Below are 19,364 nucleotides of genomic sequence, written 5' to 3'. Positions count from 1 at the left end.
TGACCGATTAGTGCAATAAAAAAGGTGCCACAGCACCTGGTTATCAAGCAAAGAAAACAAAGTAATACCCTTTAATAGTCAGCATACATAATAAATGTTCAACATCATATGAAATGCCTTCTGGATTACCGGGTAAAAGATGGGGTTACATATAAGGAATTCCCAGTCTTTTTTGTGTATTGGTTAATTTAAGATAGTGTTATTGGGGAAGTCAGCTATACTTTTTCAACTTTTTCGTGTCTCTTCACTACTTGTTTCATCAATCTTTCAATAACTGATGCCTGTTCATCGCACTTCGTTTTGTAAGCCATCAACATCTGTTTCAAGTTCAAAATTTCTTCCATTAGTCGTGCTACAGTTAGGCTTTTAAGCTCTTCTACCGAAGAAAGTTTTTTTTCAATCCTGAAATCCTCATGAATTTCTTCGATTTCTTTAAGCAGAGTTTGATACCATTCCTCTAAATATATTTTTCTGTCACCAGTATATAAACTTCTTGTTGTCAATTGTAGCGTCGAGGCTACCTTCTGCAAAACTTCTTCCTTGCTCAACCTTTGAGTGAGATATATCCCCTTCTGGGCTCTCCTGATAAACGTTCTTTTTGCACTGGCAGCGCCTCGAGTTAAATCTGCATGGGAAATTTGTTTCTTAGCCATTGATAACACCACTCCTCAGAAATTCATCCATTTGCTTTACTGTCGGACTTGGAAACTTCCTATAATACTTTGCAATGTATTTTTTCACAGTTTGATATACCTCTTTTTGAACAGCTTCAGCTTCCTTTTCTGAAAGATGTTTAAACTTTCGGAATAGCTCCTTAAATGTCTCTGGTTGTAAGTCTTTTTTTATATCGTCTATCCTTAACGGAAGCGTCCTTTTCTCTACTTTATCTTTGGTCTTCTTTAATAAAGTTTCTTGGTGATGAACAAAGACACCCCATCTAACAAGCTCCGCTTTATGCTCCAGTAACATATCTTCATCAGGGCTATATTTATTACACTTGTAACACTTCAATGTGTGGTGAAAACAAGTTACCTTCGCATGAGCGTTGCAGTTATGTGTTCTCATGGGAAATCCCTTCGGAATTTCTCCATCCGGTTGAGATTGTTCTGAGGGAAAATCAAGACCTTCTGTTTTCTTCAACAGTTCTTCTATAAATTTTTTTGCTGTTTCCTCTTCTTCCACTACATCAATAATCATAGAAGACTTTTTAAAAATGCTCTCTTCACTTAGAACCTTTACGTCTTCTGTAACAGAATCAGTGGTGTTCTCATTAATAGTCCCTTGTATCCCATACAAACCTTGTTTTGATATATCCTGAAGTGCATCCAATATATCATTTCCCGCTGTGAGGGTGTAAACATATTGAGATTCCAAATTTTCATGTCCAAGACTATTCGCGATTTCTTCATTGGAGAGTCCTTTGAATTTCAAATAAGTTCCGCACATTCTCCTTAAATCATGCGCTGTGAAATACCTGCCACTTGGTGGAGGCGTATCTTTCCATATCTTCTTTTGTAAGTCTTTGAGATATGTAGTAACATAAATTGGGAGTAAAGGGGCTACTCTAAGTTGCGTACCTGCAACCAATCTTTTAGCTCTTAAATCGTCCCCTCCAGGATATAGCTCTGATTTGATTTCTATAGGCTCCGTAGGAGCTACACTCTGTAATTGCTTAACCCATTCAACAGCGTTTCTAGAGATTTTAACATCATGCTTTTTCCCCGTTTTTGTTTTATGGAAATGCAAGAAACTGTCACCATACTTATTTTGTTTTAAACAATTTTGCATTAAGTAACATACCTCATGCGCCCTTTTCCCAGTCTCTAGCATCAGCAGTGATAATCTTCTAAGTCTGAAATCAAACAGTGCATTATCTTGATGATAAGGTGATTGGTCATCTTGCAAAGTCTCTATTAGCTTAACTGCCTGCTTAAAATCAATGTGTTTCCCAAACCTTTTATCACGTGTCCCTAATCCTGCATTTGGAATGATTCGTTTTTTATTAACATTTAATTGGTTTTGATATGTATAGAAATCAAACCAATTATCAATAACATGGACATATCTAAAGAAGCTCTTTATACTGTCATCCTCAGCCATATCAACGAATATATCTATCAATCTACCTTGTAGTACATCTTCAATGGTGTGCACCTCACCAAGATATAGGTAATTCTGACACAATAAACGTAAAATTTTAGAATAGATTTTCCAAGTTCTAGGTCCTATCTCCTTAATAGCGATGGTCTCTGAATCACCGTCAACATTCGTATATGTTTGAAGCTTCACTTTTTTCACTCTATCTTTTAGGTCCCCAAAAACATACTCTTTTATATGGAGTGCTAGTTCCGTTTCAAAGGCAGGAGATTCTTCCAACCAGAGTTCCAATTCTAACTTGAAAACATCCTTCCTTTCCGAAAAAACCATAATTTTTTGAACTAAAGACCTTTTTTCCTTAGAAAGAAGATAACTAAGTAATGTAAAAATCCTTTTTCTTCTTCCATTATTTACCCCAGAAAACTTATCTGCGACCTCTTTTAACAAATCGTCAGTTATTGGTTCGCACCCAATCCCTTCAATTATTCCGTAACCAGAAAACCATAATCTCAAAGCAAGTTTTTGAATTTCCTCTTTGTCCCTGACTATTTTTTCTGTGTCATTTTCGTTCAGAGGGTCCCATTTTTTATAATGCTCATCAAACAAATCCGAAAGGATTGTAAAATTAGGCACAGCCTCCAAAGGGAATTGATGCAAGGTCCAAAAATTCATAGTGTATTCTAAAGGCAATCGAAATCTTTGTAAAAAAGCTAGACTTAACAAATAGTTTTGCATTACAAGCTCTCTATATTCTTTTCCTCTTCCTAGGAAACTTATAATGTCAGTTTGAATGCACTCATGAAACGGAATTGTAAACATAAAACTACACCTCTTGTATCCAGAAGGTGCAAGAGCATCCCACTCTTCTGGAGTAAAGTGTACTTGCTCATACATTTTCATTGGAATTCCGTTCAGTGTGACAACATATTCATCATTATTTTGAAGCAAGTGCAAAACTTCCATTTGGCAATGCCTCCTTAATATCTTTCCCCAACAGTTTTAATTGGACCATCTCCCATATCATTTCTGGACTTAAACTCAAATCAGTAAGTCTTTTTTGGATTAGAGCTTGTGTCTTTATAGAAGAAGCTGCGAAAGGGTTATCATCTGTATAATGTTTACTGTTCTGTACTAAACTTCTGTGTTCCAGAAAAAGTTGTGCTAATAGTCCGATAGCTTCCTCTATTTCTTCTTTTCGTAACAAGAAATGTTGACAACCCCAGCATCGATAGTACGTTTCACAGTTATCTTCAGACATACACCAGCCCATATCTCTTTTTCGACCATACTTTTTTAAGAAGCTTGATAGTTCCATTTCCGAATTTAAATCATCAAATATTCTACTGTTGTCAATGGATTCATCAGTCCACATTTCAATGATTTTTAGATAATATTTCCCTGAAATCTCTTGTTTTTCGTAACCATCGACGATGGAGTAGAGAAGGGTGTTACGCGAGATTTTACTTCTAAGGTAACGCATAGACATTTTTTCATCATGATGACCGAGTACAAACTGTGTCGCCTTAATATTTCTTGTTTTAGCTTGTACCAAGGTAGCTATAAAATGTCGAAATCCATGAGCACCAATCTCAAACATTTTACCATCATTTTCAATCTTATAATCTTCAATCTCTTTTATCCGTGGGAGAATTTCACATTTCAAAAAATCTCTAATTGCCGTTCTTGTTAGAAGACCGTTGACGTTATCTTCATGGAAAAGGTGAACATACCTCAGATTGTTATTAGGATTAGTTATTGCTTTAAACCCTCTTGCATGACAACGTTTCTGAAGACGTTGTATCGCTTCAATTCCAACATTATCAAACAGAGGGAACTGTGCATTAACATTACCACTTTTATCCCTGTATACGGAAGTTATCCCTAGAAAACTATCACTATTTAACATAGGCTTTAGGCAGTCTATTGCAAGGTTATGAATAAAATCAAATCGAACAGGACAAGACCCGACAATCAGCCAGAAGTCCTTACATAACGCTTCCCTTTCAGTATCGGGAACATACGCATAACATTCCTGAATTATCCTTTCAGCTAGTCCTTCTATAGGGAAGGCACGACCATCACTGTTTTCTTGCTCTGCTGTAACAGCGCGATTTAGCTTTGACGATAGCCCTTCAGGGAAATCAATAGTCTTTGGGAAATCAGGGTACTCATTTAACCCCCATTCAATAAACAACTTAGCATCAATAACATGTGCATAAGTATATGATGTACCGAACTTGAGGCTTAACCATTTATAATAAGCCCAGAATTCTGTTCTTTGGAAGTTTGACAGCTGTACAGTTTCACTATGTTCTTTTAGAAATGATAGAAAATTTGATAAAGTAGTATATTTCTTCGTTATAGTTGTTTTTGAGTATCTCCCAGCTATCATGTATTTTTGATAATCCCGAATAGGCGTTTCAAGATATGGGTGTTCAGCCATCAGTTTATCAACCGGGGGTTTTTTGTACCAATGGATGAGTTGCTTTTTTGTTGTATAACCAAGAGCGAACCTTGCTTTTTGTATGATATTTCTTGAAGTAACTACCGAGTTGAACGACCAGTCTACACAGTTCTCTAGTACATCTTTGTCTGTAACATCCTTCAATTTCTTTCCAAATACAACGCACAACTTATAAAAACTTCTAACAAAATACTCTTTCTCGGAGTCTTTTCGCAACGCTTTTAATGCTTCGACTTCCTCTTCAGTGACAAACTGGTAATGCTCAGCTAACTCCTTACATAAACCACTCACTCTATTAAAGAACTTACTATAGTAATCTATAATTGCTTTTCTATATTCAGGATAATGCATTAAACCTCTTTCTAAAGCCCAAGGTAAAATATATCCAGAGTCCTTCATCCTACCCCATTTGAAAGGTTCTTTTTCTTCTAAAGGCGCCTTCAGCCAAATATCCCCTGTTGAATATTTGGTTTTTAACTTGTTTAATATGCCTTTCAACGCTTTCTTTCTGCTCTCGTTTGCTTCGCTTCTAGGTAAATCTTCAATTTCAATCCATTCTGTATTCATCAAATTCATACCTTCCCACCATTTTTGAAAGTAGAAGCAATGTCTCCTACCCTGTCGTCTGTATGCAAATCGTCCTGTCCAGGTAAGTAATGAAGGTAGATTGTTCTAGTTGTTTTTTCATCTCTATGACCTAACCATCTAGATACATCGTAAATGGGTTTGCGTTTAATTCGGATTAAGTGAGTTGCAAAAAAATGCCGGAATGAATGTGGAGAAAAGTTGAGATAAAAATCTTCTTTTTTAGAACCAGAAATAACGCTGCGGTACTTAGAATAAACCGTCCCCCCAGTAATTGCCTCTCCCTTTGAATTATTTGAAGTTGAGTAAAATAAATAATCATGTTCTTGTCCTGTCTCTTCCATTACCAACTGCCTTTCCTTGATATGTTCAAGTAATAAGTTTGTGAGCTCCTGCTGCGAGAAGAAGTTAGGAATTAATCGTGGTTTGACAGTTTTATTTTGAGATTGAAAATTTTCAACCTCTCTTTTTACTACATTACAAACCCATGCTTTTAGCGTGGTATCATACGATAAATCGCCATGCATCTCATTCTTTAACCATTCCTCTGCCTTGTTAATATCCCAAAGATAAAAGTCTTTAGGTACTTTTTTAGAAACAAATAGAAGGTTTCGAGCCTCAGACCTTCTAAGTCCAAAAGACTTCAAGATGTAAAACAAAAGTCTTGTTTGAATATCGCCTGAAAGAATCAAGGACATGAAATTGTTTACCTCTTCTTCGGTCATCACTTCTTCCGATAATGACTGAATGCGGTCTGCTGAAGCGTTCGGATTACTAAAACTAGCCTGACTTAGTATGGCGTGTACATCCGCTACTATTACATACGTTTTTCTCCCTGTTGTACCCGTTATGGCAGTTGTGAATGCTCTTTGCTTTACCGGAATAGATGTAATGTCTATATCTTCGAATTCATGGGTTTCTTTTTTTAAAAAGTTTAGATACTTACATGCCGTTTCAACAATGCCACTTATAGTATCATGGGACAAATCTTCGAATCTATCTTGGACCATTATTCCTTCAAAATTTAAACCAATAGAGGACACTTTACCGAAATGCTTTGCTCGTTCATGCAAAGGCACTTTTTTCAGTAATGACCATTTAATTGCCTGATTAGGTGTGGCTCTTAAACTCTTTAATAAACGCAAGTAACTAACAAAGGATACAACAACTGTAAAGGTATCCACTTCTAACAAATCAATATTCCAAAAATCTAGGAAGTCCAAAAATCTTCTCAATTGATGCGCTTGTCTTGAAATAGTATTTATAGGAGTGTCATTGTACTTTTGCTTTAATAAAAAGCAAGTGCCATAGTAATGCAATTTATGAGAAGCAGTATAAATATGGATTACATTGTGCGTTGTATTTTCTTTGCCCTCGGCTCTTCCTATGAAGTCTACATAATGTAAGCCATTTATCTCGGTAAAAGAGTAGATATTGGCGTACTCCTTTAACTGGACAACCTTGTCTAAAATATTGGAAATATCTTTTAATGTAGCATAGTCCATCTTGTCACCAACTCTCTAAAGTAAACTATCATATTTATCTTCCAACTAGTTGTAAAGGGAGATTTTTAAGATTTGATATTAACTTGATTCGGTCATTTTCTTGTTTGCGTTTTTTTACAAAAACAGCATTCGGCTGCTAATCCTAAATAATCCCATATTAAGAGTAATGGTATTACTGACCTTTTTCTTAATAACCTTTCCCGTTAATTCATCAATATCATTACTAAAGTTTAAGGAAATCCTAATGAAAGAGAGATTTCTAAATAAATACCACCTTAGAACATCAACTAATGATACATTAGAGTCCACCAAGCTGGATTAGCATTTACAATCATAATAAGTTAAATTCGTTTACTATTCAATAAAAAAAATATACCAATTAGTGAAATTCGATTTAGATACTCTCTTTCCTTATTAGGATATTTATATTAATATGGAAATACTAACTAATAGAGGTGGACTGTTATGAGCTATCTTGGCAAAAACATTCGAATATTAAGAAAATCAAACGACTTATCCATTTCAGAATTAGCTAAGTTAAGCAAAGCAAGTCCGGCAAGCATTAGCCAAATAGAGAATGGAAAAAGAGATGCAACATTTAAACTCATTCTTAGCATTGCACAAGCACTGAATGTTGAAGTAGCTACACTAGTAACTCCTTCTAACGAGGATAACTACAAACATGATATTCAATCTGTAATAAAATTTTCCGACAACGATTTAATCATCGGTAAATCCGTAAATCCCTTACATCATGAAATACACTGGGGGGCAGTTTTTAACCTTTCTGGTGATGGAATGTTAGTTGATACTTTATATGTGAAACAAAGTGAAAAGGATTTTAACTTTAACACTTTCTTTGAAAAGACACTTAATCCTTATTTAATTCAACAAAGATTAAGAATAGTAATGTGGAAATGTATTGCAATTGATAAACCCTATTTAGAAGTTGTAAATGAAGGAATTGAATGGAATACATTTAAAGAAATTATTAATAATTTAGGACTTCTAATAACAGATAACTGACTCCTAATGATATTTACTATTTTAAAAAGAACTGCTGATACAATCTTTCAGCAGTTCTTTTTCTCTTTTTAATTTCTCTTTTATACAACTTTACGCTCCCATTGTTATTAAATTAGTCAGTCCATAATAAATAGTATCTTTTAATTTATGTTACGATACAAAAAGGACCTTTCTCGTTATCGAAAGGTCCTTTTCTTATTGATTAAATGCTATAGTCTTTTCTTAATTTACAGTTGCTCTCCGCTTCTTCTTTGAAAACAACTTATCATTAATCAAATCCTTCTCTTCTTCATTAACTCCATCTTTATCCATTGCCTGTTCAAATTCTTTCGTCATTCCATATAGCTTGGCTACCTTTAATACCGATTCCTTTACAGACATATTCACACTTCGAAACATCGGAACGATTTGTGAGGACACATGACGTTTATTATGTCCAAATTTGAAATCCTTTAGTTTTGTGACAAGGACATCGCAAAGGTCTTGTATATAATCATCTTTACTTTCCCTCATCATATCAATGATTAAATTTGTTAAATGAGTTCTATTGAGTGCTGGATGATAACCTGCACATAAATTTAATAATTTCATTTGATGACTTCTTTGTCCATAACCCAAAGCAGGATTGATTGCATAGTTTAATATTACAGCAACGGTATTTTTATCTACTGATTTTAAAACAATTTCTTCTATTAGATTTGCGCTCACTTCACTTTGCAACAGTTCGTCTAGTGCTCCATATTGTTCTTCAATACCTTCATTCTTATATGCTATGAAGAATTTCCCTACAGTTCTTCGAATAACATCTATATTTTCCTGAAAGACGCTTTCATCTAAATCTGAAACGTTTTGAACTAAATTCACAAAACTCCTCACACCACCAATTGTAGAAAATCTAGAATACAATTCGTTTAAGAATTCATTTATTTCTACTTGAATATTATCAATAAGGAATTCAGCATATGCATTTAGGTTCTCCTGAGTAAAATGATTTATAACAGATTTTAAGAAATACAATGCATCAATCTTATCAGCATCTGTATCAACTCTTTGCATCACTACATTAATTACTTCCTCAGCTCTTACCTCTGGTAAATTCGTTCCCATACACATCAGGCCTTTCAGTGCTACATCTGTGTAATTTGGAATAATATTAAGAAGCATATTCACGAGGCGCTCTAAATATGTCTTATCAATAAGCGTTGCATTGACCTTCAATAATTTTAAAAACCCACTTGCCCAACTAGGGAATTGGAACCATGAACTATTAGTAAAATATTCAATTCCCTGTTCAATGTTTCTTTTAATGTAAGATTGATTCTTTTCTTCTCGCCCTAACATAGCATATGCAGTGTTTATTCTGTCAAATTGCTGAGTGCTAGCACTATTATAGTCAATCGGATGTAGCAAATTACTGAAGAGTGTTTCCCTCTGTGTACTAGTAAAATATTTGTTTGCTGCTTCCAACGGTCTATCATATAGAGAAGAATTAGCTGCATGACTAATCAATAAATCGGATGTTTCGCTTAATTTCTCAAAGTTATCCTCTTTTAATGAAGCAATATGTTCAATAAGCAGTGACATCTCCTCTGTAATCTGCTCATTATCTTTTCCTAGCCCATTTACAATAAATTTGTCTAATCTTTTAGCTAATCCGTTGACGGCATCTAAATCGAATGAAATCATCCTCATAAATTGACACAATTGTATTACATCTTTCGGTTCTTTGAATTTGTTATCAGCTATTCCATATATAATCTTAGCCCCTACTTTCTCGTCTATTTCAGAAATAACTGGTTCTATTAAGTCAAAAATCTTAAACAAGAACGGCTTATCGGCAATACTGCTAATGCGGTGTATTGTTTTCACAAATTTCGTCTTATGTTTTTCTCTTATGAAAGGAGCAATTTCTAAAAATACCTCAACACATTCTTCCCATTGCACCTCCTCCTCCGATTGCCCCTCATCAGCTTCCATATGCGCAAGGAGTTGCTGATAAAAATTAAGGTCAAAATAATCAGCAAACATAATTGGATGTCGGCGATAAAGATTTAACAATTCAGTAAACGGATAAAAACTATATTCCTCATCTCGTACTGCAATAAATGTTTTTATCTTGTTACGTAAGGCTTCTGATAGTTCCGTCTCATGATTGAGAAAATAGTCTACAGCATTTGTAATCTGTTGAATATAGTCCTTATTGGTCATATCTTTTCCTAATGTTGTTTTCCAATCACTACTCTGACTAAAAAGTTGGTCCATCGTATATAGTATAGGCTCCTCTGCAATACCCTTGCTTTCTGCCAATATATAGACATTAAACAAATTTCCCAATTCGATTTGCCAAAGTCGCATACTAGGGATGCCTATTACCATTAACCGCTGAACAATAGCATTTGCAAGCTCCGTTCTTCGTCCAATAGGCATATGCTCAATAAGCTGATATGCTGCTTTTAATACAGTTGGTAAATCCTTTGTTTTACAATTTTTCACAGCATCGATAACAACTATTGCAACGTGTTCTGTATGTATTTCTTGTTCTAATATAGCGAGCACACCTTTATCATTTCCGCTTACGAGACTTTTTTGAATGTTACGTTGCTTCTCATCACCAGCCATTAGTCCAACTGCATCTTGCGCCAAATAGATAAACGGTGCCATATTGTCGACTGTAATATGTTGCTGTGCAATTAAAAAGTTCATCAAACCTTCATAATCAGGCTTTAACTTATACGTCGAATCTTTCTTTTCAAAGAGCTTTTTAACCGTTGGTTTTACCTTCATCTTTCCCTTCTCTTCGCTGTAGTAAAACGCAAGGAGGTCTTCTAGGAAATTAAAATCTTTAGAAACATTCATATAGACCTCATTATAATCCGATTGGATAACCGATAACTTGGCTAAAAATCTTAATCCCCGCTCATTCGTTAGAAGTTTTTCTTCTAATTTTCTTCCTTCAGTCTCCCTTGCCTTTGCTATGAGAAGATTATTAGCAAACGTATTGAGCAACTTCTTTACCTGTCTTGGAGTGGTTACTTCGGTATGGATAAGAATATCCGTTACAATCTCTTCAAATCTACTTCCACATAATTCAACTAATCCCTCGGCTTCTTGCCTTGCCAAGTCTAAAGTATATTGTGCCATATCACTTTCAATAATTGGTGGTAAAGGAATCCTAAAATGGAACAATTTGTCCAAAAATAGTTCCCCATCGATGTGTTCGGCAGACTTATTCAATTTCTCCTTCTCCAGAGCCTGAATTAAAATATTTTCATCGCAAGCTACAATAAAGATACACTCATCTACATCCACAAAAGCTTTAATAGCATCCAAAGCGTCTACTACCTTTCTCGGACTCAAACGGTCTAAATCATCTACTATAACAATAAGCTTTTGAAACCTCGAATTTTTCTTTTTGTATTTCTCAATCTCTTCTTTAAACAATTCTTCATATTCATCAGCGGTTTCTACTGGTTTAACTAACTGTACATTTGCTGTTTTCCGTTGCATAGAAGATTTCACAAACTCCTGTAACATTGCACCTAGAGGTGTCATGATAATAGGTAGCCATATGTTTTTCTTAAAATCCTTAAATGAATCTACCATGTTTTCATGAAGAGTGTTTTCTGTAAAAACAGCATTAATAATATCCGCAATCAAAAGAACTCCAGCAAATGTTGCTGATGAAGTTAAGAAAAGAAAACCTAATAACATGAACAGAGGTTTTAATTCCTTAATTAGTCCCCCGACAGTATGTGTTTTATCCTCAACAGTAGCACCTGCTCTGAATTCCCGAAACATCTCTTGATATTGTTTAAGAACAGTGGCATTTTTATCTTCATTTAACTTTCTCCAAAGGCTCTTCAGAAAGGCTTTTTTTAGAGAATCATTTTCATATTTCCATGCATTAATTTCAAAAACTTTATACTCATCTTTACCATGCAATTCTTTCTTTAATAGATTTATGATGGATGATTTACCCACACCCCACTTACCAATCAAAGCGATATTAAAAGGAGGATTATGTTCCATAATAATTTGCTTAATATTTTCCACATAATCGTGATGGTGAAAAGAATCCTCCCCTTTATTTTCTAGTGCAGTATCTTTTAAGAAATACGTTTTGTCCAATACATGACCTCCCCAATTACTACATTGAAATTATTTAGTTCAAACATAATTAATAATATATATAGTTTAACAAATAATATCATATCAAAATCTTGCTGATTTTATGCTGTTAGTTATATATGACCCTAAACTTTCATCTTGTTGTATACCTAGTCTTTTAAGAAACATTAAGACTCCCTTTCACTTTTTATATTTAATAAAAAACTATTGTCAAATTCATCTTCAAAAATATTATTCTCTAAATTTTTTTCATTCTATATTATTGAAAATTTTAATTTCAATATAAAAGGAACGGGTTTACTCTTCTACTCCTTTAAGTTCACTCATTTAATTAGTTCTTAAATCTAATAATAATGATTCAGCCTTTACGGCTAAAGTAGCTAGTTAATACTAAAAGCAGGTGCAAAACAATTAATGAGCGACCTTCATTATAAAACTCTGCATCTGTTAAACGATGTGCAATATTATTTCTAATATTTTCTGAAGAAGTATCATCATTTAACAAATACTGTAAGTAACTAATGAAGTCTTCAGATAAATTCTCCTTCACTTTATCATCCTTAAGGATATCGGATAAATTCACGGTAGTTTGTAAATTGCTATCTTTTCGTTGAGTAGCAATATCCGTACCGTTATATAGTTCATAAACTCTCCGTAGTAAGCATTCAATTGTTGGTACAAGTACACTTAAAAATGAAATAAATTTATTATTATAAAAGTGCTCTAATGCCTCTTCAATAAAAATAATGTCATTATCCGATACAATTTCAGAACGTTGTATATAATTCAATAAAAACTTCAAGTTGAAATCTTTATCTTTCTTTAAACCTAACATTGCAGGAATTGTAGTAAATTGAAAATGAGTCGAATAACAAAGTGATTTCGCTTCTATATCCCTTTTATCAATTCCAATTACCTTATTACTACCTAAATGTACAGAAGGAAGAATTTGGCTAGTGATAGAGCTACTCAAATTTTTTTCAGAGCTTTCAATTGTTTTCAATTCAGGAAATGGTCTATAAAATAGAACCTGTACTTTTTGTCCATCTATCTCAGAATCCCTTATAACTAGAAACGCTAAATCAGAAACACGATTTTCTAGTGATACATTATGGTCTGAAAAAATTCCAAAAACCTTTTTGTAATTTTCTTCAAAATCATTAATAATTTTTTTTCCTAATTTCAGCGGTATTCTTTGTTGTGGGGCTGTCCCAAATTTATTAATAGATTCACTAAGGACGGCTAAAGCCTTTCTAGCTCCTTCTTGATTATTTATATCTGAAAAAATAACAGAAGCCTTATGTGCATAATGCATCTTTGCCATTTGGTCTTTATTAGCTTCAGCAATACTTAAAGCAAGATTAGCTCGCCGCTCTTTAAATTCATTTCTGTCTACAGTTTGTATAGATACTGTTGTGACTTCTTCATACAGTCTATCCAAGAAATTACCGTTTCCCTCTTTCTTCAATTGTACTTCAAGTTCGTTCACCACAAGTGCGATATACTCATAATAACGATTTTTTATTTCTGAATCTCCCTCACTTTCGATAAAAGGAACTACATCAGACATAAATAAAATTAAATCAGATTTATCTTTCATTATAAGCCCTACTACTAAATCCCAAATATTTTGCCTAATAGGTTTTATTTTCTTCCCGTACTTTAAAAAATATTTTATTACATTCATTTTTAGACAAGGGTCATCATAAAACATTTCACGCAATAGTTCATCTTCTTCGATTAATTCTAAAATCCGCTGCATTAAAACCATTTTTTTCTTTTCATAATTTAATAAGTGCCAATAATACCTAAATTTCATAAACGGTTCCTTAGCCATTTCTGCTTTTTCAACAGAGTAAGGAATAGAATTATTAATTTCTTCACTATTATATAATTCAAACGCAGCACCAACTAATGTGCGTTGAACAATAGACTCACATATAAAATCTATTTCTTCATTCTCTTTTGGTATCATCTTTCCCAAGTCAGACACAAAAACAGCAGAAATTTGTTTCGTTTTGATTACCTTAGAAAAATTATTTTCATAATCGCTAAAAGACATTTTATATCCCCTTCTCCCACTTTAAATATTTGTTTGCGTTTAGACAGTACGAAATTTATACAAATTACTCCCATTTTTTAACTTCCTATGGCAAATTGTATTTACTCTCTATATTCAAGAAACCGATTTTAAATACTTTTTTAGGAACATTCTTCGCGCTTTTATCAAAATATTCCTTTCTTTTGATTGAGTAAAAATATTCTCTCATTCCATTTTACACCAGCATATTATTAACAAAAAGTAGTTTGCTTAATTTTAAAAATCTAACTTTCTATCTGTTAGCAATTTTTATTTTAAACCCATATTCATCCCATTTTTTCTAAATTTTCATGTCTCTCAATACATCATTAGTTTTTACAACTTCTAAATCTGAATTTCATATAGGTGAACTTTAAATTTAAGACAATAAAATAAAATTCCACACTTTTCACAAAACAAATAAATAAGTTTAGATATGATTTTTAGAAATAACAATCGACAGAATTATTATTTCTGTAACAGAAAGTTATTTAGATATCACTACAGTAATATTTTTGTCACATCTGAAGGGATTCAATATAAATAAACCTCTATTTAGATATTTTTATTTTTTCATAAGTTTAAAGAATAATCGTATATCAGAAATGAATCCTTGATTATGATAAAACGTAGAATATTTAGTTGCGTTTTGATTACGTTTTTTTGAAAATCGGTAGTTGTTTCAAATGAAATTTTGAATAAATCCTCTGTTTCTAAACAATTATCTAAAGTTGGAAAATAATGATAAAATAATAAAAATGAAGATTGGAGATAGTCGATTATGACATATAAAAATGATTGTATTCAAGACAACCAAGAAGTAAATGGAAATAAATTAAAACAACTGCTACATGTAAATATGAAAGCAGAGATATTGGATAGCGCATTACACCATACCAGTTATCAAAACGAAAATAGATTAGCGACCGAACAAATTGAAAAGGAAAAAGCGAAATCAATTTTGGGATATTCGTTACTACAATTATTATTTAATGCTCATTTTTTACAACATTCTCAAATGACTATACAAGACATAAATAAATTGGAGAATATTGAACAATTAGCTGATGATATTTATTCATATTACAAAATAAATGACCTTATTTACCTGGGTAAAGGAGAACAAAAAGAAAAAAAAAGCTTTTATATGGACATATCAACAAAAGTTATTTATGAAATTTATCGTCATTGCGGATACGAAGAAGTCTATCGTATTGTGAAACCTGTTCTTCTTTCACTGAATCTTATAAATAATGTAGACTACAAAACAAAGCTACAAGAATATGCACAAATCAAAAAAACAAATGTTACGTACAAATTAATAAAAGAAGAAGGAGAACGCCATGATAGAACATTTACAGTTAAAGTAGAATGTGATAATAAATACGCAATTGCTATCGAAAAATCTAAGAAAAAGGCAGAAAAACTAGCAGCACAGAAATATATACAAGAACAAAATATAAAAACTGGAACACAAGAAAAGAAAGAAGAATCACTTGTAAGGAGAGGAAGGCAGCAGCATGTGCATCCTTCAAGGGTAAAGGAAATAAATGTATTGAAAAATTCATTTACTCTTTCTAGTAAAGAAATATCAGATTATTTATTAGATACATGTTTGATTCATAAATCATACCGAAATGAAGTAAAAAATAAAAACTTAGATACAAATGAAATGTTATCTTTTTTTGGTTCACATGTATTAAATTTTTATATGGATGAATACCTCTTTGAAAATTTCACAGCTTTTTGCCAAGATAGCTCTAAAAATTTAGCGAAAAGACGAGCAGCAATTATAAATAATGAATTTTTGTATTCTAATTTACATTATTTCAATAAAGGTAGTTGGTTGCCTTACCTAAAAGGTTCCAGGGGTCTTGTTAACGATGTAACTGAGAAGTCTCTTGCTCCAACCATTTTTAAATCTATCATCGGCTCATTGTTTATTCATTCATATATTTACAAAAACAACAGTATAGCAGGTACCCAAAATAAAATCTTTTCTATAATATCCAAATTTTCATTAGGGCAGGAAAGTAGTAGGATATATGCGAACTGGATACAAGAGTTCTGTGCTCAATTGGGAATCGAATATGTATTTAGAGATGCAGAAGAAGGAATGGCTCATCAAAGGACGTTTTTAGGAGATTTAACTGTATCCTATTCAAATTTCGCCCTACCAAAACAGGTGTTTACAACATCTTCTACAAGTAAAAAACGCCTTCGAGAAGAATTAGCTAAACTTATGTTTTTATCTTGTGAAGATAAGTTTAATTTAAATCAAACACAACTTAAAGTTCCAAATACGGAATCTTGGAACCTAATTGTAAGGGAAATCATTGAATCAGCAATTCAAACCCGTAAAAGACATGATAACTTTAGCGCTGTCATAGGTGGAGTGTGCTTCACAGATTGGAACTTACAACATGCAATTTCTATTTTGGGTCATTTGTATGAAAGAATGCTGTACCAAGAAATTCTTGAGATTTATAATATTTGGAAACAAGTACATACAGAAATAGATGTGAAAGAAGCAATTGAAAAAAGTAAATATGTAAAAGAATTGAACTTCTTATTATATGACGAAGATAACGACTCGGATGAAATTAAAACTTCTGAATCTACGGACGATAATTCTATCGATTTTACAGATGCTCAAGATAAAACACAAGAACAAACAAATTCAATTGAGAAACCAATCATTCAAACGGAAAAAATGGTATCAGACGTAAAAAATAGAGAGGAAATAAGTCCTGACATTAAGTCTCCGAAGTCATTGCAACAACCAAAAGTTGTGAATCATATCGGAGATTTAGTTAACGTTCCAATAAAAACCGTTGAGAAAAAAGGAAAGTCAAAAGTAGATAAAATCAACACCAAATTGAACGAATCTCGCCAACTTGTTAACGTTGATGTGCCTGGATATATATCGAAGCAACAAAAGAAAACAATTATTTTTACAAAGATGTATGAATTCCAAACAAATAATTGTCCGTTTTGCGGAAGCTCATTAAACAAAACAGATAATTATATTCAGGCTGTATATAAAAAGAATCGAATTATTATTGAACATAGTGTATTGAGCTGTTCTATATGTAGTATAAAAGGCGCATCAAGGAAAGTTATGAATGAGTTAGAGAAACATGATTTTTCAGTAGAAATATACGGAGGTTCACCTTCTTACTATGCATCTACTATTATTGAGAAACGTAATGTGGTGACTTATGTAATTGAACAAAACAAACAAAGGAAAAAAACACGCTCAAACACAGTAACACCAGAAGAGTTGGAAAAACAGTTAGAAATCAAGAAAATAATAGGATTAGAGGGAGAATCTTACGTGTTTCTTGCGGAACAAGAGCATCTAAAAGGCATAGGTAGAATGGATTTAGCGGAAAAAGTAACATGGGTTGCTAATGAAAATTGCAATGCCGGTTATGATATCCAATCGTTTTTCGAAGATGGTTCTTACAAATACATCGAAGTAAAAAGTACAACTGCTAGAAATATACACTTTTATTTAACGAATAACGAATTAGAAGTAGCTAAATTGTTAGGGGATAATTACTTTATATACCGTGTAAGTAATTTAAGAAGTATCCCTCAAATCAATAAGATTCAAAATCCATATAATTTAATCTCACAAAACAAGCTAGAATTAAAACCAACACAATATATGGTAACAGTAAAATAGAGTACCCTAGAGATATTCATAACAATATAAAAATAGAAAAGGAACTTATAAATCAGCTGAAAGTATCCGAAAGCAAATTTTTCAAAAATACGCTTGAGAAAACCTTATCTTTTTTAAACACTATTAAAAAGCCACTCAAACTTGAACTGCACCCCAATTGTTAGACACAGTCTAACAATTGGAGGTGCAGTTTTTTGTATGACAAAATTTACGAAGGATTTAAAGTTAACGCTCGTTCAAGGATTTAATCCGAAAATAATTTCTCAAGCAGAATATGCAAAACAGATGCATATTACAAAGGCACAATTTCAATACTGGTTACGCTTATACGAACTCCATGGAGAAGAAGGTTTACACGAGGTCTATACAAATTACACCGCAGAGTTTAAACTAGACGTACTAAATTTTATGGCTCAATCGGGTATATCGTTAATGGATACAGCGGCTATCTTCATGATTCCTTCTTTTACAACGGTTTATCAATGGAAGAAGCAATTTGAAGTAGGTGGCTTAGATGCCCTTGAACCAAAGAAAAAGGGGCGTCCATCCATGAAAAATAAAAACACAAAACATGATACTAAAAAGATTCCGGCAGAAGGTTCAGTTGAAGCGTTACAAGCTGAATTAGAACGCTTACGTATGGAAAATGCGTATTTAAAAAAGTTGAATGCCTTAGTTCAAAACAAGGAAAAATCACCAAACAAGACAAGGCACAAGTAGTCTATGAATTAAGGCATGAGTTTCAAGTGAAAGAATTAGTAAAGTTAGCGGATATCCCTCGAAGCACCTATTATTTTTATGTAAAACAAATGGATAGAATCGATCCAGATGCCGATTTAAAAGTAGAAATTAAAGCGATTTATGATGAACACGAAGGTCGTTATGGATATCGTCGTATTCGTGATGAGTTAGCCAATCGTAATCAAATAGTGAATCATAAAAAAGTGCAACGAATTATGAAAGAGTTAGGTTTAAAATGTCTTGTACGTATGAAAAAATATAAATCTTATAAAGGAACAGTTGGTAAAATCGCACCTCATATTTTAGAGCGTAAATTTACGGCAGATACGCCAAATGAAAAATGGGTAACCGATATTACAGAATTTAAATTATTCGGTGAGAAACTTTATTTATCACCTGTATTAGACTTGTATAATGGTGAAATCATTACCTATACAATTGGCTCTAGACCGACGTATTCACTTGTTTCAGAAATGTTAGAGACAGCATTAGAAGGTTTACCTGAAAATCACCAACTAATGATGCATTCAGATCAAGGGTGGCATTATCAAATGAAACAGTACCGTCACGCATTACAAAAAAGAGGTATCGTACAAAGTATGTCTCGTAAAGGCAACTGTTATGACAACGCAGTAATGGAGAATTTCTTTGGAATCATGAAGTCTGAGTTTCTCTACATAAAAGAGTTTGAAAGTGTAGAGCACTTCAAAATAGAATTAGAAAAATATATAGATTATTACAATACAAAACGGATAAAAGCAAAATTAAAAATGAGCCCGGTGCAATACCGGACTCATTTTTATCAAGCTGCCTAATGAAATAACCGTGTCTAACTTTTAGGGGTCACTTCAACTGAAAGTGGCTTTTTAGAATATTTATTGCAATTATTTCTTTTCCATTTTCATTTTTCTTTACAGCTTCTTTATTTTCATTATGTTCATCAACAATGCTCTTCTTCTTAAACAATTCCCAACCTAAATAAATCACTTCCACCCTAAGAGATACAACAGAAGGACCTTTCATCGTGTAATCCTTCATAAATTTTAA

Annotated in this window: 10 protein-coding genes; 3 read left to right on the top strand and 7 right to left on the bottom strand. The window is 32.9% G+C overall.

The genetic code is table 11. The features are described from left to right. Positions 1-215 precede the first annotated feature (215 nt). The 4 genes from ACUXVC_RS10910 to ACUXVC_RS10895 are packed head-to-tail and all read right to left on the bottom strand — an operon-like array spanning position 216 to position 6,651. A complete protein-coding gene (locus ACUXVC_RS10910) occupies positions 216-653 on the bottom strand; it encodes a hypothetical protein (RefSeq protein WP_446026042.1) in 438 nt (145 codons plus the stop codon). Beyond that, positions 646-3,060, bottom strand: a complete 2,415-nt coding sequence (locus ACUXVC_RS10905) for a site-specific integrase (protein ID WP_446026041.1) — start codon at positions 3,058-3,060, stop codon at positions 646-648. Before ACUXVC_RS10905 ends, ACUXVC_RS10910 begins: the two co-directional genes overlap by 8 nt. Next, positions 3,032-5,137, bottom strand: coding sequence for a hypothetical protein (locus tag ACUXVC_RS10900; protein ID WP_446026040.1), 2,106 nt, complete (start codon positions 5,135-5,137; stop codon positions 3,032-3,034). The genes ACUXVC_RS10905 and ACUXVC_RS10900 overlap by 29 nt, the downstream gene beginning before the upstream one ends. Next, positions 5,134-6,651, bottom strand: coding sequence for a tyrosine-type recombinase/integrase (locus ACUXVC_RS10895; RefSeq protein ID WP_446026039.1), 1,518 nt, complete (start codon positions 6,649-6,651; stop codon positions 5,134-5,136). Before ACUXVC_RS10895 ends, ACUXVC_RS10900 begins: the two co-directional genes overlap by 4 nt. A gap of 465 nt (positions 6,652-7,116) precedes the next feature. Between ACUXVC_RS10895 and ACUXVC_RS10890 the strand changes: the two genes are divergently transcribed. Next, positions 7,117-7,677 (top strand): helix-turn-helix domain-containing protein, encoded by a 561-nt coding sequence (locus tag ACUXVC_RS10890; RefSeq protein WP_446026038.1) that lies wholly within the window; start codon positions 7,117-7,119, stop codon positions 7,675-7,677. A gap of 222 nt (positions 7,678-7,899) precedes the next feature. On the opposite strand, the gene ACUXVC_RS10885 is transcribed toward ACUXVC_RS10890, so the two are convergent. Next, positions 7,900-11,805, bottom strand: coding sequence for a KAP family P-loop NTPase fold protein (locus tag ACUXVC_RS10885; protein WP_446026037.1), 3,906 nt, complete (start codon positions 11,803-11,805; stop codon positions 7,900-7,902). 358 nt (positions 11,806-12,163) lie between these two features. After that, on the bottom strand, positions 12,164-13,867 hold the full coding sequence (locus ACUXVC_RS10880; RefSeq protein WP_446026036.1) for a DUF4209 domain-containing protein: 1,704 nt from the start codon (positions 13,865-13,867) through the stop codon (positions 12,164-12,166). A 799-nt stretch (positions 13,868-14,666) separates the two neighbouring features. Here ACUXVC_RS10880 and ACUXVC_RS10875 point away from each other — a divergent pair. Beyond that, positions 14,667-17,576: a protein NO VEIN domain-containing protein gene (locus tag ACUXVC_RS10875; RefSeq protein WP_446026035.1), complete on the top strand. Its 2,910-nt coding sequence runs from the start codon at positions 14,667-14,669 to the stop codon at positions 17,574-17,576. 198 nt (positions 17,577-17,774) lie between these two features. Beyond that, positions 17,775-19,132 (top strand): IS3-like element ISBce18 family transposase gene (locus ACUXVC_RS10870; RefSeq protein WP_097856517.1). Its coding sequence is split into 2 segments (ribosomal slippage): positions 17,775-18,231 and positions 18,231-19,132, totalling 1,359 coding nucleotides; the frame shifts between segments, so codons are not numbered across the junction. Between the two features lie 28 nt (positions 19,133-19,160). Here ACUXVC_RS10870 and ACUXVC_RS10865 read toward each other — a convergent pair. After that, the gene (locus ACUXVC_RS10865) at positions 19,161-19,355 is read right to left on the bottom strand and encodes a hypothetical protein (RefSeq protein ID WP_446026034.1); all 195 of its coding nucleotides are present in this window, start codon (positions 19,353-19,355) and stop codon (positions 19,161-19,163) included. Positions 19,356-19,364 lie beyond the last annotated feature (9 nt).

This window comes from Bacillus sp. N6, from assembly GCF_052805735.1.
The sequence above is the reverse complement of the archived record's forward strand: the minus strand, read 5'-3'. Positions and strand labels throughout refer to the sequence as shown.

Excerpts from the sequence above, each read along its gene's own strand:
- ACUXVC_RS10910 (WP_446026042.1), bottom strand. The coding sequence starts at position 653 with ATGGCTAAGAAACAAATTTCCCATGCAGATTTAACTCGAGGCGCTGCC.
- ACUXVC_RS10895 (WP_446026039.1), bottom strand. The coding sequence starts at position 6,651 with ATGGACTATGCTACATTAAAAGATATTTCCAATATTTTAGACAAGGTT.
- ACUXVC_RS10880 (WP_446026036.1), bottom strand. The coding sequence starts at position 13,867 with ATGTCTTTTAGCGATTATGAAAATAATTTTTCTAAGGTAATCAAAACG.
- ACUXVC_RS10865 (WP_446026034.1), bottom strand. The coding sequence starts at position 19,355 with ATGAAGGATTACACGATGAAAGGTCCTTCTGTTGTATCTCTTAGGGTG.
- ACUXVC_RS10900 (WP_446026040.1), bottom strand. The coding sequence starts at position 5,137 with ATGAATTTGATGAATACAGAATGGATTGAAATTGAAGATTTACCTAGA.
- ACUXVC_RS10875 (WP_446026035.1), top strand. The coding sequence starts at position 14,667 with ATGACATATAAAAATGATTGTATTCAAGACAACCAAGAAGTAAATGGA.
- ACUXVC_RS10890 (WP_446026038.1), top strand. The coding sequence starts at position 7,117 with ATGAGCTATCTTGGCAAAAACATTCGAATATTAAGAAAATCAAACGAC.
- ACUXVC_RS10905 (WP_446026041.1), bottom strand. The coding sequence starts at position 3,060 with ATGGAAGTTTTGCACTTGCTTCAAAATAATGATGAATATGTTGTCACA.